The sequence below is a fragment of the Corynebacterium sp. HMSC034E11 genome, assembly GCF_001835905.1.
Lineage (GTDB): Bacteria > Actinomycetota > Actinomycetes > Mycobacteriales > Mycobacteriaceae > Corynebacterium > Corynebacterium coyleae.
Window position 1 is genome coordinate 219,523 of sequence record NZ_KV826415.1, and the last position, 24,359, is coordinate 243,881.

The window sequence follows — 24,359 nt, forward strand, 5'->3', positions numbered from 1 at the left end:
AACGGGGCCGGATCGTCATGGTGCGGGGTGCCCCAGTATGGATCTCACCCCGCGGCTACCCGGTGAAAAACACCAACCACGGGGCAATGGACCAACTCTTCGGCTAGTGCTCGTCGTGTCGCTCAGCGCGACGGAGCAATTTCAGCGCGGCAACAAACAGTACTGCGCCGCCGATGAGCGCCATGATGCCAACACCAATCGCGAGGCCAGCCCAGAAGCCGCCGGCCGTCGCGGAGTTGCTCGTGCCTTCGACGGGCTGCGCGGCATGAATCCCGCTGCCCGAAGCATCGGGTGCAGACTCAGGTGAGGGCTCCGGCGAAGGGGCGGAGGTTGTGGCGGGGGCGCTAGTGCTCGTCGATAGTTGCGATGACGCTGCACGGCTTGCCTGCGCACGCCTCGTCGGAGACTGCTTCGCCGTGGATTGAGCCGCCGCCTGACTGCGAGGTGCAGCCTGTGCAGCACGCGCAGTACTCACCGATCGAGCCGACTGGGCCGACCGGGCCGACTGGGCAGTGGTTGCCGGGGCCGCAGGTGCAGCGGTGCGCGAGGGGCGAGAAGTTGCCTGGTTGCTCGGCCGTGTCGTCGGCCGTGTCGCCCGCTGTGTGGTCGCCTGCGCAGACGGCTTCGTGGACGGTTTTGCGGCGGGCGCGATGGCGTCGCCAAACTTCTTGAGCTCCTTCTCCACCTGCCGCAGACCCGCCGCCAACGCCTGTGGGACGTTCAGGCTTTTGCCCGCGTTGCCCGTGTTGCCTGCGTTATCGGTGTCGTCGGGATTGGTTGGGGCGTTGGTGATGGCGTCGTCGCCAATTGCAAACGTTGCGACGAGTTCCTTCTCAAACGCCTCACCGTCACGCGTGGTGCCGGAATACACGAACGTCGCCGTGTAGATGCCCGGCTCGGTGAACCCAAAGCCTTGGTGGTCGTGAGCGTTAACCGGGTATTGGAGCGTTTTGGACGGGTCGCCCGAATCCAGTTCGATGCGCAGGCCTCGCAGATCCTCGTGCCATGTCATCAGGCGGCCCGGGCCGGTGACGTCGCGCATGCTTACCGTGATCCGGCTGCCTTCCTCAATCGCGCTCGCGGGCACTCCCGTGGTGGAAAAGCCCAGCCATGGCAGGTTCTTGTCCTGTGCTTGCGGCAGTATCCACATCTGCGCTGGGCTGCCAGGGAAGCTGTCGCGCACGCTATCGGGCAGGTCGGTGCGCGCACTGTCGGGCACGGCGAAGATGAAGCTGCCGGAGGGTCGGTGCGCCGGGTGGAGGGGGTCGGAATCATCGATGAGCACTGTGCTTAACGACGACCCCTCCCCCACCAAGGCCATATCCATATGACCCGCCTTGATTAGCGCGCGCTCCTTCGCTGCGGCGTTGGGCGTGGAGGTGCCTGGTGCCGGCTTGGGCTGCGTGCTGGTTGGCTGTGCCGCCGTGGTGGTTGGCTGTGCTGTGGTCAGTGGTGCCGTGGAGGTTGGCGCGGTGGTTGGCTGCGCCGACGTGGAGGCTTGGGTGGAGGTCGGTGCCGTGGTGGCCACCGTGGTAGTCGCCGACGTGGTCGGTTGCGCATCAGTGGGTGTCGATGCCGACTTTGGGGTGCGCAGCCCCGTGGTGGTGCCTTCGGGCAGGCCGACGGTGGCGTCGTCGCCGACAAGCCAGTATTGGGTGATGGGTTCGGAGCGTTCGGTGGTGCCGTCGGTACGCTCGGCTCGGCCTTGCCACGTCAACGCGTAGATGCCTGGTTTGGAAAACGTCCAGGTGAAATGCCCGTGGCCACCGACTTCGTAGGTGATGGTGCGCATGTCTGGGTTGGAGGAGTCGAACAGTCGCTCCGGTTCGTAGACGCGGCTGGTGAACATGACGTTGATGTCGCCGGGCGCATCCATGTCGACGAGGTCGAAGTGCATGACGTCGTCTTTGAAGTTGGTGGGGATCGACGTGGGGTCGAGTTCGTGGGCGGGGTCGAATGCGCCGAGGCCCGACCAGATGGGGCGCCAGTTGTCGGTCCAGTCCACGCTTTGCGGCGCTGCCCAGACTTCGCTGCCGCGGGGGCCGAGGAAGTCGAGGGTGCCGTCGTCGGGAATGGTGAGTTTGGACAGGTCGTTGCCGTCGGCGTCCGCGTCTGGGGCGAGGCGGAAGCACACGGAGTCCTGGGAGGTGACCTGTTGGCCGTCGACCGCCATCACCGCTAGCTTGCCGCCGGAGCGCGTGCCGTAGAGGGCGTCGTTGTGGGAGTGGTAGAGCAGTTTGCGGCCGGCGCACGGGTGGTCGACGTCCGCGTCGAGGGTCACGCTGTGGCCGGGGTCGCCGGGTTTGTGCTCGCTGCTCGCCTGCGCCAGTGGTGCCACAGCAAACGCAAGCGTAGCGACGACCAGCGTCACAAGTCGGTTCAACTTCATGCCCGCACCACCTTCGCGAACACTCCGCGACGCGGCGCGAACAGCCAGCTCAGTGCGAACAGGGCGGTGACGGAAAGGACGATCGTCGCACCGGTGGGGGAATCGTAGGCCCACGCCAGCCACACGCCCAGGACGCTGCCAACCACGCCGAATGCGGCGGCGATGAGCATCATCGTGTCGAGCCGGTCGGTGAACAGGCGCGCGGCGGCAGCCGGGGTGATCAGCAGTGCGACGACCAGGATGTTGCCCACGGTCTGTACGGCGAGCACAACGGCGAACGTCACGCTGAGATACAGCGCGAGGTCCAACGCGGCGACGGGCAGGTTCATGGCGCGGGCGGTTTCGCGGTCCAAAGCGACGGCGGTCAGCCACGGGCGCAGGACGACCACAATGGCGACGATGATGGCGCCAGCGACCGCGTTGACCACCAGTTCGCGCACGCCAACGCCGGTGAGCGAGCCGAACAGGAACGAGCTCACGGAGGCGGTGTAGCCCTCGACCCGCGAGATGATCACCAGGCCGATGGCAAACGCGGCGGTAAACACGATGCCGATCACGGAGTCTTCTTTAATGGTGCGGCGTTGCGACATCACCGCGATCAGCACCGCCACCAACGCCCCCGCCACCGCGCCGCCGAGCAGCACGGACGTCTGCAAGGCGAAGGCGACGGCGATGCCGGGAAACACCGCGTGCGCAACGGCGTCGCCGATGAACGCCATGCCGCGCAGCACCACGAAGCACCCGACCACCGCGCAGAGCACCGCGGCGATCACAGCTGCACCCAGCGCACGTGGCAGAAAGGCCAGTTGTGGGTTCGCCATGTCGGCGAGGAATTGCAGGAAGGAAATCTCAGGCATGGGCGGCCTCCAGGTGTGCGCGCACGCCTCGCAGCCACGGCGAGTCGGGGCCGACGGAGAAGGTGTGCATCCAGGGGGTGTCGTCGTTAAACAGGCGCGTCGGGCTATCCGCCACGATGCCGCCTTTGAACAGGATGAGACGGTCGCAGGATTCGACGGCCTCGACGATGTTGTGGGTGGACATCACAACGCCCAGGCCCTTATCGACGAGCTCACGAAACAGCCCGAGCAAATGTTCCGTGGTGGGGATGTCGAGGCCGGTGAAGGGTTCGTCGAGAAGCAGCATGCGCGGACGGCGCACCAAAGCACGCGCGATGAGCACGCGTTGGCGCTGGCCGCCGGACAGGTCGCTGATGGGGCGGTCGGCGAGGTCTGCAAGGTTCACCATCTCAAGCGCACGCTGCGCCCACATGCGGTCGCGTTCGCCAGCGCGGCGGAACCAGGGGCGCTTCCCAAGCGTGGCGTTGAGGGTGGCGGTGTAGACGTCGATTGGGAAATCCCACGCGACGTTGTGGCGTTGAGGCACATAGCCGACGACGTCGCGGATCGGACGCGAGTCGGTCGTCTCGACGGTGCCTGCGTCGGCGGGTACGAGCCCGAGCATCGCACGCATCAGCGTCGTTTTGCCTGCGCCGTTCGGCCCGAGCAGGCCGGTGAATTCGCCGCCGTTGAGCGTGACGTCCACGCCCTGAAACACTTCACGTCCCGGGTAGGACACGGCAAGGTCGCGGATTGTGATCACTTACGACGCCCCCACACCACCGCGAACGCCACCAACGCCAGGACGAGCACACCCAAGCCTGCGAACAGGAGCACATTGCTTGACGACGACGCCCCCTCCCCGGCGCCCGCAAACTCCGCGTCGAACGCCTCCTGCGGGTCAACGCCGACCGCAAGGCGCAGTAGCTGCTCGTCGGTGTGCACCTGGCCGTCGGTGTCCTCCACCTTCGCGCGCACCTTGATCAGGTGCACGCCCGGCTCGGTGAACACCCAGTTGGCGTGGGTGTGGGTGTTGGGTTCGACCCACATGGACTGGTCGCCTTCGGTGCGGGAGTTCCACAGTTGCTGCGGTTCGTGGAAGCCGCCGGGTTGGACGAAGAGGGAGAAGTCGCCAGGGCCGTCGTGGCCGGCGAATTCGAGGCTCATGCCGGACGTGGAGCGCTCGAGCAGCGAGGGGGCTTGGGAGTTCCAGCCCAGCCATGGCACGCCTGCGACTTCGGTTTGGGGCACGACCCATACGTCGGAGCCTGGTTTGGCGCCGGTGAAGTCGAAGTCGTTGGTGTCGGGCAGGGTTTGCTTGGCGGCGTCGCCGACGGCGAAGACGACGTCGTTGAGGTGGCGCCACATGGCGGGTTCGTGGGTGTCGTCGCGGGCGAGGAATTGCAGGTTGCCGTCCACGAACATGGGGCCGAGGTCAACGTGGCCTGCGTCGATGACGGTGCGTTCGCCTTCCGGCGCGATCGTTTCGTTGGCGTCAACGACTTGTTGCAGGGCGGGGTTGTTGTCCTGTACCTGGGCGGTTGCTGCGGGTGCGGCCGCGATCATGGCGGCGGTGATGAGGGCTGGAATCTTTTTCATTGTTGTCCTTTCAAGCAGTTACTAATCGACGACCCATTGGCCAGCACAAAGTCCACATACGTTTGCGCCGGCCCCTGACCGGGCGGGTCGAGAGAGTCGCCCCAGATCGGGCACACGTTCACCCCGTGCTGGGCGGCCGTTTGGGTGAGCACAGGCGTTTCTTGTTCGCTGCCGTACTCGACGAACACGGCCGGCACGTCGAGGTTGTCCAAGGTGCGCGAGAGTGCCAGCAGGTCGCGGGGGCTCGGCTCCACGCTCGGGTTCGGGGTGACAAAGCCTGCGATGCGCAGCCCGTAGGCGCGGCCGAGGTAGGCGTAGCCGTGGTGGGTGGTGACCAGGTTGCGGTTGGTTTCGGGGATGGAGTCGTACATGGCGCGGACGGTGCGGTCGGTGTCGTCGAGAAGCGACTGGTAGCGCTTGGCGTTGTCCGCGAACTGGCTGGCGCGTGACGGGTCGATGGCGGACAGTTCGTCGCGCACCACGTCAACCACCGCTTTCATCGCGGCCGGGTCGTGCCAGATGTGCGGGTCTAGCTCGCCGTGCACGTGACGGCCGAGTACCGCCTGCGGCAGCAGGTAGGTCTCGTCGTCCGGGTTGCCGAGGAAGCGGAACTCGCGCTGTGGCGGGATCGGCTGCAGGGTGGTTGTGGGTACGACAACGACGGCATCGGCGGGGTTGATGTCGGTGTGGCCGGGGTGGCTGTGGTCGTCGGTGCGAAGGGTCAGGTGGGTGGTGGTGTCGTCGACAAGCGTGGCGATGTCCACGTGACCATGCTCGATCGCCACCTTCCCAGGCGCGACCTGTGCCGGGTCCTGGCCGACAACCACCGTCACGGTTTGCTCGGCGGAGCTGCGCTCCGGCGCATCGACCGCGTCGCGCACCGACGCGCGCAGCCGCAACTCGTACACACCCGGCGCTGAAAAGGCCCAACTCACGTGCGTGTGCGCACCCGCCGGCAGCATGGTCGAGCCGCCGTCGGAGTCGAAGAGCAACTCAGGTGTGCCAAACGTGCCGAGGATGAAGGCGAAAGCTTTGCCGGGGCCGGTGGCGTCGACAAGCGAAAGCTCGGTGACGGCGGTGGCGGGGAGGTCACCCTCGAAGCGCAGGCCCAACCACACGGTGTCCAAGCTCGCGTCCTCGACCAGCGGGATCGGGGCGTAGCCGTAGCGCTGCGTCTGCTCGGCGAGCGCCACCACACGCGCGTCGGGTCGCGCCGTCGACTCGATCGTGCGGCTCAATGCTTGCGGCTCCAGCAACAGCCCGTTGGTGAACACGGCGTCCGCATAGGCAATGTCGCGCGTGGCGTGCAGGGTCGGCTCATACGAGTGCGGGTCGGCGCCGCGACGCATCAACGGGGTGACGTCAGCGGCATCGCCGGCGACATTCTGCACGACATCCGCGAGAATGCTTGTCGACGCCACCACACGCAGCCGGCCATCATCCACCGCACCGTCCGCCTGCGCGCAGCCCACCAGACCCGCAACCAACCCGAGGGCCGCTATAGCTTTGGCGCGCTTCACTTCGAGGCTCCTGCGAGGGCGATCAGGCGGCGTCGCAAGGCAGTGTCCAACGTGCACATCGCCGCGCCGAACACCGCGACGCCGAGGCCCAGGATGGCGAACGGCACGGTCATCACTGTGGTGCCGGTCTCTGCGAGGTCACCTGAGCGTGCGGCGTCGCTGCCTTGTGCCGTTGCAGCTCCGGCGCTGCAGCTGCCTTCTGGGTCAAACATGGAGCCGAAATCGAAGTGGCCGCTATCGGCGTTGCCGGTCTCGCCGACATTGAACGTCAGCGTGGCCTCGCCGGAGACCTTCTCCCCGCCTTTTGTGGTGGCGGTCTGACGGATGGTCACCTTGTACGTGCCGGGTGCCCCGAACACCCAATTGGGGTGCACGTGCGAGTTCGCCGGGATCGTGTGGCTGCCGGAGCCGCGACCATTCTCTGCGGTGAACCACTCCTCGCCCACCACTTGCCCCAGGCCGCCCTGGGTGAACACGGTCATTGGGCCGGGGCCGTTGAAGTTTGTTACTTCCCAGGTGACCTCGCCGGTGGTGTGTTCAATGAGCGACTCGTGCTGCGTGTTCGCACCCAGCCACGGCACATTGTCCTGCTGTGTCGCACCAATCATCCACGCTTTGCCGGCAGGCACTGGGCCGACCGCCTGGGGCAGGTCCGCCTCCGCCGCACTGCCAAGCCCGAACACAAGGTCTTCCGGACGCTTCCAGGTGGCGGGCACGTTGCGGTCGTCCTTGATCATCGGGCGCAACGCGGGTGTGCATTTCTTCGCCGCTGCTGAGGTGGTGGCGGGCGCCGGCTTGGCCGCAGGTGCTGCTGGGGCTGCGGGCGCAGATTTCTGGGCTGCCGGCTTGGAAGCAACAGACTTCGAAACCGAGTCTGCGCTGTTGGTTGCGTCGTTGTGGGTCGTGTCGTTGTTCGACGTGTCGGCCTTGGATTCGGCGCTGGCGCGGTTTGTACCGGTCTCGGCGCTCGCGTCGCCGACGTGCCACGTGTACACCGCCTCGTTGGACTCTGCGCCGTCCGCGGTTGCCACAACCTTCATGGTGTACACGCCTGGCTGGGTGAACAGCCAGTTCGCGTGGACGTGGGACGGGTCGTCCTGAACAATGCGGGATCCTGAGGAGAGCTGCGGCTGGTCGCTATCAAGCACGGGTTGGAAGGAGCCGAAGCTTCCTGTCTGGAACAGGTAGACGGATCCTGGCCCGGAGACCTCGCGGAACTCGATGTCGACGCGACCGAAGCCACCTTCGCGCACGCCCTGGGTGTCCCACCCGGGCCACAGCAGGTCGGCACGTTGGGTCTGTGGCAGCAGGTAGCCGGGCTCGCCGATCTCTGGGACGTTGGCGGTTTCGTCGGTGTAGGCCGCCTCGCCGACAACCAAATCGACATCCTCGGGTGCGCGGCGCACGTGGGAGCCGGTGACGTCCTCCTGCAGGTCCAAAGTCAGGCTGCCACCGTCGGCGGTGACGTTGAAGACATCGATGTGGCCCCGATCAAAACGGGCGGGATCCGCCAGTGCCACGCCACACGTCAACAGGGTGAGCAAGGCGGCGAGGCAGACAACCACAAGACTATTGGTAACCGTTTTCAACACTTAACGAATACTACTTCCATTAAGCGTTGCGACAAAGCACTACCCCCAGACACGAAAAAGCGCCCCGGTGAACCACCGAGGCGCGAAATCGTTGCGGGAAGACTATGCCTTCTTGGCGTAGTCCTTCTCCACAGAGGTATCAACCGGAACGCCCGGGCCCTGGGTTGCGGACACGGTGATCTTCTTCAGGTAGACACCCTTGGCGGAAGACGGCTTGAGGCGAACGACTTCGTCGAGAAGTGCGCCGTAGTTCTCAGCGAGCTGCTCCGGGGTGAAGGAAGCCTTACCGATGATTGCGTGCAGGTTCGATGCCTTGTCCACGCGGAAGGCAATCTTGCCGCCCTTGGAGTCCTGGATCGCCTTAGCGACGTCCGGGGTGACCGTACCGGTCTTCGGGTTCGGCATCAGACCACGCGGGCCGAGCACGCGAGCAACGCGGCCGACCTTAGCCATCTGGTCCGGCGTAGCGATAGCCACGTCGAAGTCGAGCTGGCCAGCGTTGATCTGCTCGATGAGCTCGTCGGTGCCGACGATGTCAGCGCCTGCTTCCTTCGCCTTGGTGGCGTTCTCGCCCTCAGCGAAGACTGCGACGCGGACGGTCTTACCGGTGCCGTGCGGCAGGTTGACGGTGCCGCGGACCAGCTGGTCGGCCTTGCGCGGGTCGACGGACAGACGCATCGCAACGTCGATGGTTGCGTCGTACTTGTCGGAAGCGGTCTCCTTTGCGAGGGTCACCGCATCCAGCGGGTGGTAGAACGCGTCGCGGTCCACCTTGGCGAGCTGCTCAATGTAACGCTTGGACTTCTTAGCCATGTTTGATTCCTTTCAGGAGTTGTGGTTGGCGGGCCTGGCTGAAGGCCCTTCCACGTAAAGCGACGAGGTGCGCTTTACTTCTCGACGTCAATACCCATCGAACGTGCGGTACCAGCGATGATCGCGGCGCCAGCCTCGATGTCGCGGGCGTTGAGGTCGTTCTTCTTGGTCTCGGCGATTTCCTTGCACTGCTCCCAGGTGACCTTGCCAACCTTGTCAGTGTGCGGAACGCCGGAGCCCTTCTGCAGGCCTGCAGCCTTCAGCAGCAGGGATGCAGCCGGCGGGGACTTCAGGATGAAGTCGAAGGAGCGGTCTTCGTAGACCGTGATCTCCACCGGGACAATGTTGCCGCGCATGGATTCGGTCGCAGCGTTGTATGCCTTGGTGAACTCAACGATGTTGACACCGTGTGCACCAAGTGCCGGACCGACCGGCGGGGCCGGGTTTGCCATACCAGCTTCGATCTGAAGCTTGATCAGGCCAGTGACCTTCTTCTTAGCCATCGCAATTACCTCCTAGTTACAGCCTCGCCACCGCGATGAACAGCGGTAAGGCTTCCGGATGCCGGGTTTTTCCCAGCCACCGGGGATGAGAAAACGAAAACGTCGCGTGTGCGCAAAACACACGCGACGAGATAGGTTACGCCAGGGCGTCGTCGATAAGCAAAATGCGCTTACATGATGCGTTCGATCTGATCGGCGGTCAGCTCGACTGGGGTCTCGCGGCCGAAGATGGACACGAGCGCCTCGATCTTGCCGGTCTCCGGGTCGATGGCGTTGATGGTGGCGGACACGGACGCCAGTGCACCGGAGAGGATGGTGACGGCCTCGCCGACCTTGTAGTCGTGGGTGACCTTGTTCGGCGTCTCCTCCGCCGACGGCACAACGGTGTCGCCTTCGGCGTCGACCTGTGGCTTCGCGCCGGCCGCGGCGGACTTCGGCAGCAGGAACTTGGCGACGTCGCGGTGCTTCACCGGGGTGGCGTTGCCCTCATTACCGACGAACGAGGTCACGCCCGGGGTTTCACGCACCACGGACCATGCGGCATCGTTCATGTCCATGCGCACGAGGACGTAGCCCGGCAGGAGCTTGCGCTTGACCAGCTTGTTCTTGCCGTCCTTGTTCTTCTCCAGCGCCTGCTCGACAGGCACGACGACCTCGTAGATGGAGTCTTCGACCTCGAGGGTCTGGCTACGCATCTCCAGGTTGGTCTTCACCTTGTTTTCGTAGCCGGAGTAGGACTGGATGATGTACCACTCACCCGGCTGCTTCTTCAGTTCGCGGGTGTACTCGCGCAGGCGCTTGCGGTATTCAGCGTCGAAGTCGGACGTAGCCTCAGCGTCCTGGGCCTCAACGCCCTCCGCGGCCTCAGCGCCCTCTGCCTCCGGCGCTTCCGCGCCCTCGGTCGCCTCAGCGTTGTCGTCCTGCTCGTTGGTGCCGGCCGGGTCGGAGTCGCCGTGGATGACCGGGTCGGTGGGGGGGTCGACGGGCGCGCCTTCGTCGATCATTTCCTGCTCGTTGTTTTCGATCGCGCCGTTGACGTCCTCGTTTACCTCAGTCATGGTTGTTCTCCTCGTATGCTCGCGGGTGTGCCCCAAGGTTACCGGGGCAAAAAGTATCCCGCCTTCCCTCGGTGTTCGAGGAGGCGGGAAACGTTACGCGTGAAATTGTACTTATCGGATGAGAATCCAACGAATCCCCATGGAAGCCAGGGTGTCGGTACCCCAGACAAGGATGGTGAGCACAATGAGGAACGCGAATGTGATCAGCGTGTAGTTCAGCATCTGCTTGCCGGTCGGCCAGATGACCTTGCTCATCTCGGAGACGACTTCGCCCGGGAAGGTTGCGATGCTGGTGGTCTTTTCCTCGGCCTCGTCGGCATTGACGGGGGTGCGCTTTGCTTCGTACCCGTCGGAGGACACGGGCGAGACCCCTCGCAGTTGGCGCTTGCCGGTTGGCTGTGCGGCATTCTGACCGTTGGGGTTAGTCACGAAAACTCCTCCAGGTTGTTTTGGCAGGGGCGACAGGACTCGAACCTGCAACCTACGGTTTTGGAGACCGTTGCGCTACCAATTGCGCCACGCCCCTAGGGCACCTTATTCGGTGCGCCTAACCCTACCACGGGCGCTTGTGGCGTCCGTTTGAGGTGAGTAGCGATGGAGAGAATTGAACTCTCGACACAGCGATTATGAGTCGCTTGCTCTACCACTGAGCTACACCGCCATGTGTTCACTGACGCTCGCACGAAGTGCAAGGACCCCAGCAAACAACAGAGCCCCCTGACAGAATCGAACTGTCGACCTTTTCCTTACCATGGAAACGCTCTGCCGACTGAGCTAAGGGGGCACAGCCTCTTTGTTGTGGATCTTGCGACCCGCTCCGTTGAAGCCTTGAGAAGATTAACCCGATATCGTTTATAAACACAAATCGCCAGTACATCCCATGTTTTTGCACATGCTTATCGACGACATAAACCGCTCCATAACCTACGCCATAGGCCATCACTCCCTACCGCCCTGCAGCCGCAGAACCACAGCACCGCACAGCGAAAAACCCCGCCGATCCGTGATGGGGATCGGCGGGGTGTGCCTGTGCCAGGTAGAAGATTCGAACTTCTGAAGGCGAATGCCGGCGGATTTACAGTCCGCTCCCTTTGGCCGCTCGGGCAACCTGGCGTGCACGTTTGAAGTGCGGGGATTACCTTACATCACGCCACCGCAATGTAGGCAAATCGCCTGGTTATCCTACGCGTTCGACGGTGAGACGTGTCATGGTGCGCAGCGCTTCGCGGGCGGGAATGTCGGGCAACTCGTCGAGTTCGCGCTCGACGGTGTCCAGGTATCTGCGAGCGGTCTCGAGGGCGCGTTCACGGCCGCGTGTCTGGCCCAGGAGGTCGAGGGCGCGGGTGACGTCGGCGTCGTCGGTAAGCGGGCCCGTGAGGAGCCCTCGAAGGGCTTCGCCGGCCTCGGAGTCCTCTTCGAGCGCGTAGAGCACTGGCAGGGTGAATACGCCTTCGCGCAGGTCGGTGCCTGGGGTCTTTCCGGATTGTTCGGGGTCGGAGAAAATGTCAATGATGTCGTCGACGATCTGGAACACCATGCCCACGGCGTCGCCGATGCGCGCGCAACGCTGGACCACCTCGTCGGACGCGCCGGAGTGCCGCGCGCCCAGGTAGGCGGCGGACGCGATGAGCACGCCGGTTTTCTCGTCGATGACCTTCAGGTAGTGCTCAACCGGGTTGGTGCCTTGTGCGCCGACGGTTTCGCGCATCTGGCCGGTGACCAGTTCCTCGAAGGTGTCGGCGAAGTGCTCGACGGTGGCCAGGTCCATTCGGCCCATCAGGCGTGAGGCGTGGGCAAACAGGATGTCGCCTGCAAGGATGGCGACGGTGTTGCTCCAGCGCGCGTTGGCGGACTCAACGCCGCGGCGGCGTTCAGCTTCGTCCATGACGTCGTCGTGATACAGCGTGGCCAGGTGCACCATTTCGGTGACGGTGGCGCCGTTGATTACGTTTTGGGCGCGCGGGTTGGGGCCAAACTCGGCGCACAGCAGCGCCATCATGGGGCGGAAGCGTTTGCCGCCGGCTGCGGCGAGGTGGGTGACTTTGTCGGTGAGGAACTTTTCGCCGCGTGAAAGTTCGGCCATGAGGAGGTCCTCCACCGCTTCTAGCCCGGTGTTGAGCCGGGTGTTGAGTGCGTCGTCGCCAAGGTCAATCTTGAATCCGTGGCGGGGTGACGGGGTGGTGCCGTACGTCATCGATAACGTCCTTGCAGGTTGGAGGGGCACATGGATAACGCACCTACCGTAGCCCACTTGCCCTTGGTTCTGTAGCAGTGGGTGGCGCTGGCACAATCAGTTGCGTGACTGAGTATTTCGACCTTGTGGTTGTGGGTGCTGGACCGGCTGGTTCGGCGGCGGCGATTGCGGCGCAGCGTTCGGGTTTGCAGACTTTGCTTCTCGACGTCCAGGGTCCCGGCCGCGACAAAACTTGCGGCGATGGGTTGACCCCGCGTGCGGTGGAGACGCTCGAGGCACTCAATCTGGAGGTACCCGCGTATCGCAACAAGGGGTTGAAGTTGCACGGCTACGGCGGCGACGTCGAGGCGCCTTGGCCGCGCGGTGAAGGCTCTGCGGCTCCTCGGACGGTGTTTGACGCAATGCTTGTCGACGAAGCCCGCACCGCCGGCGCCACCATCCGCCAGAACTGCGCCGCGACGGGTGTGGAGTTTTCCGGCGGCGCGATCAGTGCTGTGAAGACGGATCAGGGCTCGGTACGCGCGAAGTGGGTCGTGGTTGCCGACGGCGTGCGCTCCCCCTTTGGCAAGAAACTGGGACGCGAGTGGCACAAAGGGGAGGTATTCGGGATTGCGGCACGCTCGTATTGCGAATCGCCGTTTTCGGACGAGCCGTGGATGCATTCGCACGTGGAGCTGCGCGACGCGGATGGCGTGATTCAGCCTGGTTACGGCTGGATCTTCCCGCTTGGCGACGGCACCGTGAACCTCGGCTGCGGAGCCTTATCCACCGATGCGCGCCCGGCGAAGGTGAACACGAAGAAGTTGCTCGCCGACTATGCCGCACAGCAGCGCGAGGCGTGGAACCTCGGCCCGGAGCAGGCGGTGACCTCTGCGCTGCTGCCGATGGGCGGAGCGGTGTCCAACGTTGCGGGCCCGAACTGGGTGCTTATCGGCGACGCCGCCGCGTGCGTGAACCCGCTCAACGGCGAGGGCATCGACTACGGGCTGGAAACCGCAGTGCTGGCGGTCGAGTTGATCAACGCGGGTGGCGACCTCACGCTTGCGTGGCCGGCGTTGCTGCGCAACCACTACGGCGACGCGTTCACGCTGGCGCGCACCCTCGCCCGTCTCCTGACCTACCCGCAGTTCCTACCGCTGGCTGGCCCGGTGGCGCTGCGCGGTTTGGGCGGGCGCTACCTCATGCCTGCAGCGGCGCGCCTGATGGGCAACCTAGTGCAGGAAGACGACCGCGACCTGGTCGCACGACTGTGGCGCGCGGCAGGTCGCGTGGTGCCGAAGAACGCCCCGCTCTGGGACGTCGCTTAGCGCGGCTTAGTCGAGCGGCTTGACGGCGCTGTGGAGCGCCACGATGCCGGCGGTGAGATCTTGCCAGCCGGCGTCTTCCCAACCGTTGGCGTTGATCGCCGCGGCAAGCTCCTCCTGGTTGGGCCATGCGCGGATGGATTCCGCAAGGTACTCGTAGGCCTCCGCGTTGGAGGAAAATACCTTGGCCAGCGCCGGCACAGCACGTGGCAGGTATTCCTTGTACACGGTGCGGAATCCTGGGATGACGGGGGTGGAGAACTCGTTGACCACAAGGCGCCCGCCGGGCTTGGTCACACGCGCCATTTCGCGCAAGCCGGCCTCGAAATCATGGACGTTGCGCAGCCCGTAGGAGATGGTCACCGCGTCGAAGGTGTTGTCGGCAAACGGAAGGTACATCGCGTCGCCGACCACCTTGGGCACCTTACGGTCCTTGCCGGCGGCCAGCATGCCCTGGGAGAAGTCGCACGCCACGACCCACGCGCCGGATTTACCGAGCTCGACGGTGGACACGGCGGTGCCTGCGGCGAGGTCGAGCACCTTCTCCCCTGGTTTGAGTTCGAGGCGTTCGCGGGTGCGTCGTCGCCAGTATTTGTCCAGCCCGAACGACAACACGGTGTTCGTCTTGTCGTAGTTCTTGCCCACGTCGTCGAACATTCCGGCAACGTCGAAGGGCTTTTTCTCCAGATCCGCCTTGGCCATGGTTGGTCAGTCTACTTCGGTCTACTTCGCCACCCACAAAAGTAGGCTGTACGCCCTTACGCCACTTGCCAGTTCGGCATACCGAACTTTATTATTCGCCAGCGTGGGCACACAGATTGCCTGCTCCCCTCCACGCTCCCAACGCAAAGGAACGACATGATGAAAACCAAAGTGCTTGCGCTCGTCGCTACGGCTGCTCTCTCCCTCGGCCTGGCGAGCTGCTCTGAAGAAAGCACTGATGCAGCAGGCGGCAAAGACACTCCTGTCGTGCTCACAACGTTCACCGTGATCCAGGACATCGCCGCGAACGTTGCGGGCGATCACCTCAAGGTGGAATCCATCACCAAGCCTGGTGCGGAGATCCACGGCTACGAGCCCACCCCCGGCGACATTTCTCGTGCCGCCGACGCGGACCTGATTTTGGATAACGGCATGAACCTGGAGAATTGGTTCGCCCAGTTTGTCGCCGATCTGGATGTGCCGCACGCCGTGGTCAGCGAGGGTGTCGAGCCGATCGACATCGCCGAGGACGCCTACGCCGGCAAGCCCAATCCGCACGCGTGGATGAGCCCGGTGAACGTGCAGAAGTACGTGGACAACATCGTTGACGCGTTCAGCGAACTCGACCCGGAACACGCCGCAGACTTCAAGGCCAACGGCGAGAAATACAAAAACGAACTGCAGGCTGTGCAAGACGAGCTGGAGACCAAGCTCGCCGCCGTCCCCGACAAGCAGCGTGCCTTGGTGACCTGTGAGGGCGCGTTCTCCTACCTGGCCCGCGACGCGAAGCTAACCGAGCGCTACATCTGGCCAGTCAATGCTGAGCAGGAAGCCACCCCGCAGCAGATCGCCGGCGCGATCGAGTTTGTGAAGGAAAACAACGTCCCAGCGGTGTTCTGCGAATCCACAGTCTCTAACGCCCCGATGATGCAGGTCGTGAAGGCCACCGGCGCGGAGTACGGCGGCACCCTCTACGTCGATTCGCTTTCTGAGGAAAACGGTCCGGTGCCGACCTACCTGGATCTGATTCGCCACGACACGAAGGTGATCATCGACGGTTTGAACGGGGGCAAGCAGTGATCCCCGCAATCGCGGTTGACGATGTTGCGGTGCGCTACGGCGACGTCGTCGCGCTCGACGGCGCAACTTTGAGCGTCCAACCAGGCCGTATCTGTGGGCTGATCGGGATGAACGGCGCGGGCAAATCCACGCTACTCAAGGCGATCATGGGGTTGGTCAAGCCGGATCGCGGCACGGTTCGTATCAACGGCATCGACCCCATGCGCGCCCGCAAGACGCAGGTGCTGGGCTACGTCCCGCAGAGCGAGGACGTGGACTGGCAGTTCCCGGTCACAGTGCGTGATGTGGTCATGATGGGCCGCTACGGCCACATGGGCTTTACCCGCCACGCGCGTGCGGAGGACATTGCGGCTGTGGATCGCGCGCTTGAGCGCACCCACCTTGAGTCGTTCGCAGACCGCCAGATCGGTCAGCTTTCGGGTGGCCAGAAGAAGCGTGCCTTCATCGCCCGCGGTATCGCTCAGGGTGCGAGCATCATGCTTCTCGACGAACCCTTCGCCGGCGTGGACAAACATTCCGAGGCCACCATCACTGAGCTGTTGCGCGACCTCGCCGCTGAAGGCACCACCATTTTTGTGGTGACGCACGATCTGGTCGCCCTGCCGCAACTCGCGCCGGAGACGGTGCTGTTGAACCGTCGGGTGTTAATGCACGCCCCGACCGAAGTGGTGTTAGAGCCGGACAATTTGGTGCAGGGCTTCGGAATGGGGGTGTCGGCATGATTGCGCTGCTTACGGAGCCGTTTGGGTACGAGTTCATGATGCGTGCGCTTGCAACGTCGCTAGTGGCGTCGGTTGTGTGCGCGCTGTTGTCGTGCTGGCTGGTGCTGGTTGGCTGGTCGCTGATGGGCGATGCGGTAAGCCACGCTGTCCTGCCGGGCGTGGTGCTGGCCTACATTCTGGGCGTGCCGTTCGCCGTTGGCGCGGTGGTGTTTGGGTTCCTTGCGGTGGCACTGATCGGGCTGGTGCGCGATACGTCCCGGGTGAAGGAGGATGCGGCCATTGGCATTGTGTTCACCACCATGTTCGCGCTGGGGCTCGTGCTCATTTCGGTAACCCCTTCGCACACGGATCTGAACCACATCATCTTCGGCAATCTGCTTGGTGTGTCCCGTGGGGACCTGCTTCAGGTGGCCATCCTGGGCGCGATCGTGTTGAGCGTGCTGGTGCTCAAGCGGCGCGACTTCACCCTCTACGCGTTCGATCCCACCCATGCACACGCGATTGGGTTGAATCCGCGCCTGCTCGGTGCGGCCCTGCTGGCACTGCTGGCGCTGACGTCAGTGGTGGCACTCCAGGCCGTTGGCGTGATCCTGGTGGTGGCGATGCTGATCATCCCGGGTGCGACCGCCTACCTGCTCACCAACAAGTTCGGCACGATGCTGATCATCGCCCCGACCATGTCGGCGGTATGTGCGATTGTGGGCCTGTACTGCTCCTACTACCTCGACACGGCCTCCGGCGGCATGATCGTGCTCGCCCAGGGTGTGGTGTTTGGTGTGGTGTACCTGTTCGGCCCGCACGGGGTGCTGCGGGGTCGTCGTTACGCATCCACGCGCACGAAGACGGAGTCCGTGGCTTCCTCGCCAAGCGGCACCGCCTCCGCCGCGCCGGCCAGCCGCACCGCGACCGCGCCGGAGTAAGGAGCACCCTCGTCCACCTCGAGGGTTGCGCCGACGACGAGCCCGTGGCTGTCGAAGAATTGCAGCAGTTTCGGGTCGTCGTCGGCAATGCGTTCAATCGTGGCCGTCTGGCCCGGTTGCACGCCGGTCAGCGGGACGGCTTCGGGGGTGTCGACACGCCCGCTGGCTGAGGGGATGGGGTCACCGTGGGGGTCGCGGGTGGGGTAGTTAAGAAATGCGTCGATGCGCTCGACCATGAAGTCGCTCACGGAGTGCTCGAGATTTTCCGCCTCGTCGTGCACTTGGTCCCAGGTGTAGCCGAGGGCTTCCACCAGGAACGTTTCAATGAGGCGGTGGCGGCGGATCATCGCCACCGCATACGTGTGGCCGAGTTCGGTCAGTTCGATCGTGCCGTAAGGCTTGTGTGTGACAAGTCCCTGCTCGCCAAGTTTGCGCACCCCGTCCGACACCGTGGATTTCCGCAGCCCAAGGTGCTTTGCCACTGACGACGACGTCACCGGCGCATCCGACCACTCTGAAAGGGCCCAAATGCCCTTGAGGTAGTTCTGAGTGCTGGTAGACAGGTCGCCGACAGACATGCCCGTCAGTCTACTTTGCGCTTCACCTTCACCGGCACCCAGCGCGGCAGTGCAACATCGCGGCCGAACAGGTGGATCACCTTGCGCTCGTAGGAGTCGAGCACCTCGGTGTAGTAGCCAAGGAGTTGCTGCCCAAGCGCCTCCCAAGTCTTGTCGGCCACGGACGCCCTGGCGGTGGTGGTGAGTTCGGGGTGGCGGGTGTCGTCGAGAAGCCAACGCGCTGCGTCGGGGAGCTCCTCGGTGAAGGTGGCCACGTCGAGCAGCAAACCGTTGACGCCGTGCTCGATGAGGTCAACAGGGCCGCCAGCGCGGGGGCCGATCGTGGGCACGCCCGAGGCTTGGGCTTCCTGGATGGCCTGGCAAAAGGTTTCAAACTCGCCGGTATGCACGAACAGGTCGAGCGAGGCATACGCGCGGGCGAGCTCCTCGCCAGAAAGCGGGCCGGTGAACACGGCGTTGGGCAAAACCTCTTCAAGCGCCTCGCGCTCCGGGCCGCCGCCGACGATGACCAACTGGATGGACGGGTCCGTAACCAGCGGGGCGAGGCGGTCAACGGACTTCTCCGCGGCGAGGCGGCCGACGAACCCGACGATCTTCTTCGTACCGGTCGGATCCCACGAACGGCGCAGGATGTCGGAGCGCTTCGACGGGTGGAACAGTTCCGCATCCACGCCACGGCCCCAATGGCGGATATTTTTGATGTTGTGCTCCTCCAGCGCCTTGATCGTTTCCGACGACGGCGCGAGCGTCATCTCGCACATGTTGTGCACGGTGCGGGTCCAGTCCCACGCCATGGTAGCCAGGGTGGACAGTTGGTACTTCGTGGCAAAGCCAGCCACGTCCGTCTGGTAGAGCGCGACCGCGGGCACACCGAGTTGGCGGGCCGCGAACGCCCCCGCTCCGCCAAGCACGAACGGGCTGGCCAGGTGGATGATGTCCGGCTTGAACTGCGACAGTGCTGCTGTGACGGTGGTGGTGGGAACGCCGATGGGCAGCGAATCGATCAACGGCACCATAACGGTGGGCACCCGAACGATCTCAAAGCCAAGGTAGTCAGGAACTTCGTCCTGGAACTCGCGGGCGCCAGGCGCGATCACGATCGCGTCGTGGCCCTCCCGTTTGAGGTGCTCAAGGACGCGAAGGACGGAGTTGGTCACTCCGTTGACGTTGGGCAGAAAGGACTCGGCGACGATTCCCACTCGCATGCTGTTTACTCTCCCAGTTGACGTGAAACTTCGGTCGAATTCCGGCTGAACCGGACGTGAATTTTTCCTACGGCGAGCCAGGCCAGGGCGGCGATAATCGTCGCCACGGCCAGCACCGACAGGGCGGGGATGAGCGAGAGCGCCCACCCGCGGCCTTCCACCTTGACCAGCTCGGTGTTGTTCTTGGCGTAGGTCACCCACACCTGTTGGCCGGGGCCAAGCCCGGTGGGATAGAGCACCCCGTCCCTCGGCGAGACGAGCCGGCCGTCTTCGGTTTCGTACTCCACGTAGGTGCGGAGTCGGGTTTGGTCGGTGACGGTGGCTACGCCGCGGCCGGGGTTGGCGTGGATCTGGGCGTCGTGAAGCGCGGGCCCTGCGACCATGGCAACACAGCCGAGCACGGCGCATCCGTAGAGCGCCATGACGGCTTGGTGTGCGCGTCTGCGCCAGCGCATTACTTGGCCAGTCGCTGCGCAAGTGCGCGGCGGGTTTCGCGGGTGGTCACGGCCTCCACAATTGTGATGCCGTCGGGCTGGGCCTCGAGTTCAAGCAGCACTTGGTGCAGTTCCGCAAGCGATTCGGCGCGGCGGTAGTTCGCCCCATACGCGAGCGCTTGCTTCTCGACGATCACCCCATGCGGCGTCCCAAACGCCCGCTCAAAGACGTCTCGCACCGGCTCCGCTGCTGGCTCGAGGGTTTCAAAGATGCCTCCGCCGTCGTCGTTGGCCACCACGATGGTCAGGTTGCCGGGGCGCGGCTCGTCGGGGCCGATGAGCAGACCGTTGATGTCGTGCAGGAACGTCAGATCGCCCAGCAACGCGACGGTGCGCGGTGCGCGGATCTCGTCCGCACGCAGTGCCTGGGTGGCAAGGGCGATGCCGACAGCTTGGGAGACGGTGCCATCGATACCCGCGGCACCGCGGGCGGCGTAGGTGTCCACGCCGTCGAACGGCATGCCGACAAAGGAGGCATCGCGCACCGGGTTCGACGCGCCGAGCACCATCGTGTCGCCCACCGCGAGGGTGTCGCACACGGCGGCGGCGACGTGCAGGCCGGTGAAGCCGAACTGCTCCTCGGCGAGGGCTTGGCGCACGGTGTCGGCGCCGACCTCGCCGGCTGCCTCACAGATCTTGATCCAAGTATCCGTCGGCTGGCCCGTGGCGTTGACGCGCGAGCCGCGCAGATCCGGCTGGCCGGTAAACGTGTCCGTGCGCGACAGGCCAATGACTGTGATGTCCGGATCCGCCAGCAGCGCCATGACGTCGCGGTGCAGCGTCGGGTGCCCCACCATAACGACCTGTTCCGGCTTGGTGGACGCGGCGAAGTCACCCCCGTCGTGGGAGATGGCCACCTCCGACTGCGCGAAGAACCGCGCAGCCAACGGGTGGACCTGGTGGAACGGGGTCGGCGCCGTCGGCTCAGCGATGGTGGGCACGTGTTCCAGGCCGGGTACTTCCCAGGCCTCGTCGCCGGCGATGACCAGCGTGTCGCGGGTCAGGTCGATGTCCACGACTCCATGGTCGACGAACCCGGCGCCCGAGCCTGCGAGCGCACCGCGTGCGAGGACGCCCGGGCCGACCCGGCGCGGCTCGCCAACCGGCTCTAGCAGCGCGTCCGGCACGAGCGGGGTGTCCAGCGCAACGTTGATGTGTACTTGGCCGGCGTCGAACGAGATCGCTTCCGCCGCCGCCTCGTCCGCCACCTGTTGGGTCTCGGCGTAGCGGCCGAAGATGCCCTGCTGCCAAATGGTCTGGCTGGCACCGGTGCCCACGAGGCGCTCCGGGCGGTCGGCGCTGATCACGGCAAGCGGCGTGTGCGACATATGCGCCTCGATCATCGCCGGGTACGCGTTCGCCACCGCCGTGCCCGAGGTCATCACCACGCCAACGTGTCGGCGCTGCACGCGTGCGAGGCCGAGGGCGGTGAAGGCGGCGGAGCGTTCGTCGATACGCATATGCACCGTGATGTCGCGACGCGCGAGCAGCGCGTACGCCAGCGGCGAGTTGCGCGAACCCGGGCTCATCACCACATCAGTGCAATGCTTTGCGACGACCCCCGCCACCGCCGTAGCCAATTCCATAGCCGTTGCCATCTACCTACTGCTCCTGGAGAAACTGGTCCGCGCCGTCGCGGATCTGGTCGAGAATATCGCGGGCACTGTCCCGAACATCGCGCGGGATCTCAACATCATCCGGCAGCGGCTCCGGCGGCAACATCGAGGTTGCTTCCTCGCGGTCGCGGAAGATCGACGGGAACTTCGTCGTCGTCGTAGTCGTGGTCTCCGTCGCGGTGGTCGTCTGGGTGACCGTCTCCGTCAACGGCTGCTTTTTGGCATCCGCTGCCGCCCCTTGCCACAGGAAAAACAGCACCACAGCTGCAATGAACGCCAACGCTGCGAACACACCCAGCGCAATCGACGCGGCACTCGAGCCCTTCTGCGGCTCCGGCTGGTACGGCTCCTGATACTGGGGCTCGTACGGGGGCTCGTACTGCTGGTATTGCGGCTGGTAGTACTGATCGTCGTACTGGGCCTGTTGTTCGGAATGGTCCGGGAAGTACTGCCTCGGGCGCGGGCGCTGCGGCTCGTCGCCTGGACGGCCGTACTGTCTCGTCTCGTTATCCATGGCAAATAGACTAGCGCCCCGGCAGGAGAACTGCCGGGGCGCGTCGTCGATAAGCAGAATGCTCCTAGAGCACCAGCCCAAACACAGGTACTGCGATGAAGTACGTAGCCAGGGAGATGAGCACCAACGCAATCGCGTTGAGCCACACACCACCCTTGATCATCTCGCCCATGGTGACGTAACCGGACGAGTAAGCGATCGCGTTCGGCGGAGTTGCCACCGGCAGCATGAACGCACACGTTGCAGACAGCGCAACAGGGATAGCCAGCAGCAGAACGTTCATCTCGGTCGCCTCGGTCAGGCCGATACCAACGGCCACACCACCCATGATCGGCAGGAAGGTCGCAGCCGTTGCGGTGTTGGAGGTCAGCTCCGTCAGCAGCAGCACCAGCGCGGCGATGGCGAAGATGAGCAGGAACATCGGCAAGCTGGACAGGCCCTTCGCCTTCTCACCGATCCACAGGGACAGGCCGGTTGCGGTGAACATCGCCGACAGAGACAAACCGCCGCCGAAGAGCATCAGCACGTCCCACGGCATCTCGTTCGCCGTCTTCCAGTCCAACAGACGCTTGCCGTCAGAGGTGCCCGGGATGATGAACATGAGCATGCCGGCGATGATGCCGACGATCGCGTCGTCGTACGGGAAATCCCAACCGAAGTGATTGCGGCCCAGCGGGATGAAAATCCAGGCAAGCGCGGCGACGAGGAAGATCACACCAACAGCAACCTGCGGGAAGGTCCAGGCACCGAGCTTCTTAATCTCATCGTCGATCAGCTCCTTGCCGCCCGGAATGGTGTCAACCTCCGGCTTGAACACCGTGATCAGCAACCACCAAGCAATGAAGGTGAACACAACCGCGACCGGCAGGCCGACCAGCATCCACTGACCGAAACCGATAACGATGCCGTGGGCCTCCTCCATGTAGCCCTTCAGCAGCGCGTTCGGCGGAGTACCAATCAGCGTGGCCAGGGAGCCAATGGAAGCCGAGTACGCGATAGCAAGCATGAGCGCGGTAGCGAACTTCCGCTGGTTCTTCATGCCACCAACCGTGTCCGCGGTCAGCATGAGCACCGACGTACCAATCGGCAGCATGACCACAGCGGTAGCAGTGTTAGACACCCACATGGACATAAAGCCAGTGGCCAGCATAAAGCCCAAAATGATGCGCTTCGGCGAAGTACCGACAATCTTGACCACCACCAGAGCCAGACGGCGGTGCAGGTTCCAACGCTGCAGACCCAGCGCCATCAGGAAGCCACCCATAAACAGGAAGATCGTCGCCGAAGCGTACGGCGAGGACACTTCCTTAAACGGAGCCACACCTGCGATCGGGAACACCGCAATCGGCACCAAGGCGGTGGCGGCCAGCGGGATGGCCTCCGTCATCCACCACGCACCCATCAACACAGTGGTGGCAGCGACGATGCGCATCGTGTCCGCGGAGTACTCCACCCCCTCCTTCGCACCGGAGGACTGCAACACCGTCTCAGCAGCGTTGGCAGGGAACAAGAAATACACCAAAACAGCCAGCACCACACCGGTGATCAGGCCGATAAGTTGGCGGCGCCACTCGCCAGGTTCGGGCGCTTTTGCCAGGTCGCCTTCTGAAAGCGAGGCAGATTCGTGCATCACGGGAGTCGACATGGGCGAAAGATTAGCCGACTGCCCCCGGATCCCACACGCGAATGCGATAAGAAATCGGACAATTACACCCGGAAAGAGGGATCCTGCTCCAGCACAGCCATGCACGCACGGACCCTGGCGAACCACCAATCCCTGCGCTCACCTGGGGCGCGAAGCCCGTGGAGGCGTTCCGGATCGGGGGTAGTGCGGGTGATAGCAAGTTCGCCGTTTTCCATGACGCGGGGCTCCGCAACGTCCTCCACGAACAGGCGCTGGGTTGCCAGCCCCGCCGCACGCGAACCGGTGAGCTTCGCCGCGATCAACCCCGCATCCATGCCGACGGCAGTATCCAAAGCGCTAGCGACAGTGACATCGAGGTGCAGGTCGCGCGCGATGGTGACCAGGTTGGCCACTCCCCCAAGCGGGGCGACCTTGCACACCGCCACGTCCGCCGCGTTCAGTTCAGCCACGCGGTACGGGTCGGCGGCACGCCTGATCGACTCGTCCGCAGCAATCGGGGTGCTGGTGCGGCGGCGCACCTCCGCAAGTTCCTCCACCGTGGCGCACGGCTGCTCGATGTACTCCAACTCGCCGAGCTTCTCCGCCGCTTCGACGGCTTGGTCGACGGTCCAGCCACGGTTGGCGTCGACACGCAAACGCGCGTCGGGGCGGAGGCGACGGACCGCGGCGACGCGGCGGATGTCGTCGTCAAGCGACTGCGAAGGCTCAGCGACCTTGATCTTGAACGTGTTAACCCCCGGGTAGCGCGCGAGCACAGGCTCGACGTCCTCGACCGCGGGAATCGTACCGTTGACCTCCACAGTGCCGTGGGCCTCCGGCAGGCCGGTGAACGCCGCCTCGAGCCCGGCGCGCAGCCAGGCGGCGGACTCCTCGGGTGCATATTCGATGAATGGGGAGAATTCGCCCCAGCCGGCGGGGCCGTCGATAAGCAAGGCCTCACGCGTGGTGATGCCGCGGAACTTCACAGCCATGGGCAGCGCGACAACGTGGGCGCGCTCGAGGATCTCGTCGACAGAGGGGGTCATGGGTGCTTTATACCTCTTTATAGGTTGGGGTAGTTATAAAGAGGTATAAA

At 64.4% G+C, this 24,359-nt stretch carries 23 protein-coding genes and 4 tRNA genes; 4 read left to right on the forward strand and 23 right to left on the reverse strand.

All coding sequences use genetic code 11. The features are described 5' to 3' along the window. Positions 1 to 103 precede the first annotated feature (103 nt). The 15 genes from HMPREF2690_RS09480 to HMPREF2690_RS09550 form a co-directional block, all read right to left on the reverse strand. The gene (locus tag HMPREF2690_RS09480) at positions 104 to 2,389 is read right to left on the reverse strand and encodes a choice-of-anchor M domain-containing protein (RefSeq protein ID WP_070820735.1); all 2,286 of its coding nucleotides are present in this window, start codon (positions 2,387 to 2,389) and stop codon (positions 104 to 106) included. After that, positions 2,386 to 3,246: an anchored repeat-type ABC transporter permease subunit gene (locus HMPREF2690_RS09485; protein ID WP_070452416.1), complete on the reverse strand. Its 861-nt coding sequence runs from the start codon at positions 3,244 to 3,246 to the stop codon at positions 2,386 to 2,388. Before HMPREF2690_RS09485 ends, HMPREF2690_RS09480 begins: the two co-directional genes overlap by 4 nt. Beyond that, on the reverse strand, positions 3,239 to 3,988 hold the full coding sequence (locus tag HMPREF2690_RS09490; protein ID WP_070820736.1) for an anchored repeat-type ABC transporter ATP-binding subunit: 750 nt from the start codon (positions 3,986 to 3,988) through the stop codon (positions 3,239 to 3,241). Before HMPREF2690_RS09490 ends, HMPREF2690_RS09485 begins: the two co-directional genes overlap by 8 nt. Beyond that, positions 3,985 to 4,824: a choice-of-anchor M domain-containing protein gene (locus HMPREF2690_RS09495; RefSeq protein WP_070820737.1), complete on the reverse strand. Its 840-nt coding sequence runs from the start codon at positions 4,822 to 4,824 to the stop codon at positions 3,985 to 3,987. Before HMPREF2690_RS09495 ends, HMPREF2690_RS09490 begins: the two co-directional genes overlap by 4 nt. Further along, a complete protein-coding gene (locus HMPREF2690_RS09500) occupies positions 4,821 to 6,344 on the reverse strand; it encodes an anchored repeat ABC transporter, substrate-binding protein (RefSeq protein WP_070452422.1) in 1,524 nt (507 codons plus the stop codon). The genes HMPREF2690_RS09495 and HMPREF2690_RS09500 overlap by 4 nt, the downstream gene beginning before the upstream one ends. Beyond that, positions 6,341 to 7,936 (reverse strand): TIGR03773 family transporter-associated surface protein, encoded by a 1,596-nt coding sequence (locus tag HMPREF2690_RS09505; protein ID WP_070820738.1) that lies wholly within the window; start codon positions 7,934 to 7,936, stop codon positions 6,341 to 6,343. Before HMPREF2690_RS09505 ends, HMPREF2690_RS09500 begins: the two co-directional genes overlap by 4 nt. 102 nt (positions 7,937 to 8,038) lie before the next feature. Continuing rightward, positions 8,039 to 8,749 (reverse strand): 50S ribosomal protein L1, encoded by a 711-nt coding sequence (rplA, locus tag HMPREF2690_RS09510; protein WP_070452428.1) that lies wholly within the window; start codon positions 8,747 to 8,749, stop codon positions 8,039 to 8,041. Between the two features lie 74 nt (positions 8,750 to 8,823). Then, a complete protein-coding gene (rplK, locus tag HMPREF2690_RS09515) occupies positions 8,824 to 9,252 on the reverse strand; it encodes a 50S ribosomal protein L11 (protein WP_070421765.1) in 429 nt (142 codons plus the stop codon). Positions 9,253 to 9,422: 170 nt separating this feature from the next. Further along, entirely contained in the window at positions 9,423 to 10,310 is an 888-nt protein-coding gene (gene nusG / locus HMPREF2690_RS09520) for a transcription termination/antitermination protein NusG (protein WP_070820739.1), read from the reverse strand. Between the two features lie 111 nt (positions 10,311 to 10,421). Continuing rightward, on the reverse strand, positions 10,422 to 10,739 hold the full coding sequence (secE, locus tag HMPREF2690_RS09525) for a preprotein translocase subunit SecE (protein ID WP_070421763.1): 318 nt from the start codon (positions 10,737 to 10,739) through the stop codon (positions 10,422 to 10,424). 21 nt (positions 10,740 to 10,760) lie between these two features. Beyond that, positions 10,761 to 10,836 (reverse strand) — tRNA-Trp (locus HMPREF2690_RS09530). A gap of 63 nt (positions 10,837 to 10,899) precedes the next feature. Continuing rightward, positions 10,900 to 10,971: transfer RNA gene (locus tag HMPREF2690_RS09535), tRNA-Met, on the reverse strand. Positions 10,972 to 11,021: 50 nt separating this feature from the next. Then, positions 11,022 to 11,094 (reverse strand) — tRNA-Thr (locus tag HMPREF2690_RS09540). A gap of 246 nt (positions 11,095 to 11,340) precedes the next feature. Then, positions 11,341 to 11,423 (reverse strand) — tRNA-Tyr (locus HMPREF2690_RS09545). A gap of 64 nt (positions 11,424 to 11,487) precedes the next feature. After that, a complete protein-coding gene (locus HMPREF2690_RS09550; RefSeq protein ID WP_070482131.1) occupies positions 11,488 to 12,504 on the reverse strand; it encodes a polyprenyl synthetase family protein in 1,017 nt (338 codons plus the stop codon). 104 nt (positions 12,505 to 12,608) lie between these two features. Here HMPREF2690_RS09550 and HMPREF2690_RS09555 point away from each other — a divergent pair, with 104 nt between their 5' ends. Continuing rightward, positions 12,609 to 13,811, forward strand: coding sequence for a geranylgeranyl reductase family protein (locus HMPREF2690_RS09555; protein ID WP_070820740.1), 1,203 nt, complete (start codon positions 12,609 to 12,611; stop codon positions 13,809 to 13,811). Positions 13,812 to 13,817: 6 nt separating this feature from the next. On the opposite strand, the gene HMPREF2690_RS09560 is transcribed toward HMPREF2690_RS09555, so the two are convergent. Then, positions 13,818 to 14,510 carry a demethylmenaquinone methyltransferase gene (locus tag HMPREF2690_RS09560; protein WP_070452438.1) on the reverse strand — a complete coding sequence of 231 codons (693 nt, stop codon included), beginning with the start codon at positions 14,508 to 14,510 and terminating at the stop codon, positions 13,818 to 13,820. Between the two features lie 159 nt (positions 14,511 to 14,669). Here HMPREF2690_RS09560 and HMPREF2690_RS09565 point away from each other — a divergent pair, with 159 nt between their 5' ends. Genes HMPREF2690_RS09565 through HMPREF2690_RS09575 form a run of 3 tightly spaced genes read left to right on the forward strand, consistent with a single transcriptional unit; the run spans position 14,670 to position 17,232 of the window. Beyond that, positions 14,670 to 15,590 (forward strand): metal ABC transporter substrate-binding protein, encoded by a 921-nt coding sequence (locus tag HMPREF2690_RS09565; protein WP_371325693.1) that lies wholly within the window; start codon positions 14,670 to 14,672, stop codon positions 15,588 to 15,590. Next, positions 15,587 to 16,312, forward strand: coding sequence for a metal ABC transporter ATP-binding protein (locus HMPREF2690_RS09570; RefSeq protein WP_034997179.1), 726 nt, complete (start codon positions 15,587 to 15,589; stop codon positions 16,310 to 16,312). Before HMPREF2690_RS09565 ends, HMPREF2690_RS09570 begins: the two co-directional genes overlap by 4 nt. Then, the gene (locus tag HMPREF2690_RS09575; protein ID WP_070820741.1) at positions 16,309 to 17,232 is read left to right on the forward strand and encodes a metal ABC transporter permease; all 924 of its coding nucleotides are present in this window, start codon (positions 16,309 to 16,311) and stop codon (positions 17,230 to 17,232) included. Before HMPREF2690_RS09570 ends, HMPREF2690_RS09575 begins: the two co-directional genes overlap by 4 nt. On the opposite strand, the gene HMPREF2690_RS11750 is transcribed toward HMPREF2690_RS09575, so the two are convergent. The 7 genes from HMPREF2690_RS11750 to HMPREF2690_RS09610 all read right to left on the reverse strand — a co-directional run bounded on the left by HMPREF2690_RS11750 (position 17,133) and on the right by HMPREF2690_RS09610 (position 24,309). After that, on the reverse strand, positions 17,133 to 17,810 hold the full coding sequence (locus HMPREF2690_RS11750) for a metal-dependent transcriptional regulator (RefSeq protein ID WP_083308092.1): 678 nt from the start codon (positions 17,808 to 17,810) through the stop codon (positions 17,133 to 17,135). The genes HMPREF2690_RS09575 and HMPREF2690_RS11750 overlap by 100 nt on opposite strands. A gap of 5 nt (positions 17,811 to 17,815) precedes the next feature. After that, complete coding sequence (locus HMPREF2690_RS09585; RefSeq protein WP_070820743.1) at positions 17,816 to 19,015, reverse strand: glycosyltransferase family 4 protein; 1,200 nt, start codon at positions 19,013 to 19,015, stop codon at positions 17,816 to 17,818. A gap of 5 nt (positions 19,016 to 19,020) precedes the next feature. Continuing rightward, positions 19,021 to 19,437 (reverse strand): DUF3592 domain-containing protein, encoded by a 417-nt coding sequence (locus tag HMPREF2690_RS09590; RefSeq protein ID WP_246815457.1) that lies wholly within the window; start codon positions 19,435 to 19,437, stop codon positions 19,021 to 19,023. 32 nt (positions 19,438 to 19,469) lie between these two features. Further along, positions 19,470 to 21,107: a 2-succinyl-5-enolpyruvyl-6-hydroxy-3-cyclohexene-1-carboxylic-acid synthase gene (gene menD, locus HMPREF2690_RS09595; protein ID WP_070820744.1), complete on the reverse strand. Its 1,638-nt coding sequence runs from the start codon at positions 21,105 to 21,107 to the stop codon at positions 19,470 to 19,472. 4 nt (positions 21,108 to 21,111) lie between these two features. Beyond that, on the reverse strand, positions 21,112 to 21,639 hold the full coding sequence (locus HMPREF2690_RS09600) for a hypothetical protein (RefSeq protein ID WP_070820745.1): 528 nt from the start codon (positions 21,637 to 21,639) through the stop codon (positions 21,112 to 21,114). Positions 21,640 to 21,703: 64 nt separating this feature from the next. Beyond that, entirely contained in the window at positions 21,704 to 23,284 is a 1,581-nt protein-coding gene (locus HMPREF2690_RS09605; protein WP_070820746.1) for an SLC13 family permease, read from the reverse strand. A gap of 62 nt (positions 23,285 to 23,346) precedes the next feature. Beyond that, positions 23,347 to 24,309, reverse strand: a complete 963-nt coding sequence (locus HMPREF2690_RS09610) for an o-succinylbenzoate synthase (RefSeq protein ID WP_070820747.1) — start codon at positions 24,307 to 24,309, stop codon at positions 23,347 to 23,349. Between the last annotated feature and the right edge of the window lie 50 nt (positions 24,310 to 24,359).

Excerpts from the sequence above, each read along its gene's own strand:
- HMPREF2690_RS09480 (WP_070820735.1), bottom strand. The coding sequence starts at position 2,389 with ATGAAGTTGAACCGACTTGTGACGCTGGTCGTCGCTACGCTTGCGTTT.
- HMPREF2690_RS09485 (WP_070452416.1), bottom strand. The coding sequence starts at position 3,246 with ATGCCTGAGATTTCCTTCCTGCAATTCCTCGCCGACATGGCGAACCCA.
- HMPREF2690_RS09495 (WP_070820737.1), bottom strand. The coding sequence starts at position 4,824 with ATGAAAAAGATTCCAGCCCTCATCACCGCCGCCATGATCGCGGCCGCA.
- rplA (WP_070452428.1), bottom strand. The coding sequence starts at position 8,749 with ATGGCTAAGAAGTCCAAGCGTTACATTGAGCAGCTCGCCAAGGTGGAC.
- rplK (WP_070421765.1), bottom strand. The coding sequence starts at position 9,252 with ATGGCTAAGAAGAAGGTCACTGGCCTGATCAAGCTTCAGATCGAAGCT.
- nusG (WP_070820739.1), bottom strand. The coding sequence starts at position 10,310 with ATGACTGAGGTAAACGAGGACGTCAACGGCGCGATCGAAAACAACGAG.
- HMPREF2690_RS09550 (WP_070482131.1), bottom strand. The coding sequence starts at position 12,504 with ATGACGTACGGCACCACCCCGTCACCCCGCCACGGATTCAAGATTGAC.
- HMPREF2690_RS09560 (WP_070452438.1), bottom strand. The coding sequence starts at position 14,510 with ATGGCCAAGGCGGATCTGGAGAAAAAGCCCTTCGACGTTGCCGGAATG.
- HMPREF2690_RS09565 (WP_371325693.1), top strand. The coding sequence starts at position 14,670 with ATGAAAACCAAAGTGCTTGCGCTCGTCGCTACGGCTGCTCTCTCCCTC.
- HMPREF2690_RS09575 (WP_070820741.1), top strand. The coding sequence starts at position 16,309 with ATGATTGCGCTGCTTACGGAGCCGTTTGGGTACGAGTTCATGATGCGT.
- HMPREF2690_RS11750 (WP_083308092.1), bottom strand. The coding sequence starts at position 17,810 with ATGTCTGTCGGCGACCTGTCTACCAGCACTCAGAACTACCTCAAGGGC.
- HMPREF2690_RS09585 (WP_070820743.1), bottom strand. The coding sequence starts at position 19,015 with ATGCGAGTGGGAATCGTCGCCGAGTCCTTTCTGCCCAACGTCAACGGA.
- HMPREF2690_RS09590 (WP_246815457.1), bottom strand. The coding sequence starts at position 19,437 with ATGGCGCTCTACGGATGCGCCGTGCTCGGCTGTGTTGCCATGGTCGCA.
- menD (WP_070820744.1), bottom strand. The coding sequence starts at position 21,107 with ATGGCAACGGCTATGGAATTGGCTACGGCGGTGGCGGGGGTCGTCGCA.
- HMPREF2690_RS09600 (WP_070820745.1), bottom strand. The coding sequence starts at position 21,639 with ATGGATAACGAGACGAGACAGTACGGCCGTCCAGGCGACGAGCCGCAG.
- HMPREF2690_RS09605 (WP_070820746.1), bottom strand. The coding sequence starts at position 23,284 with ATGTCGACTCCCGTGATGCACGAATCTGCCTCGCTTTCAGAAGGCGAC.
- HMPREF2690_RS09610 (WP_070820747.1), bottom strand. The coding sequence starts at position 24,309 with ATGACCCCCTCTGTCGACGAGATCCTCGAGCGCGCCCACGTTGTCGCG.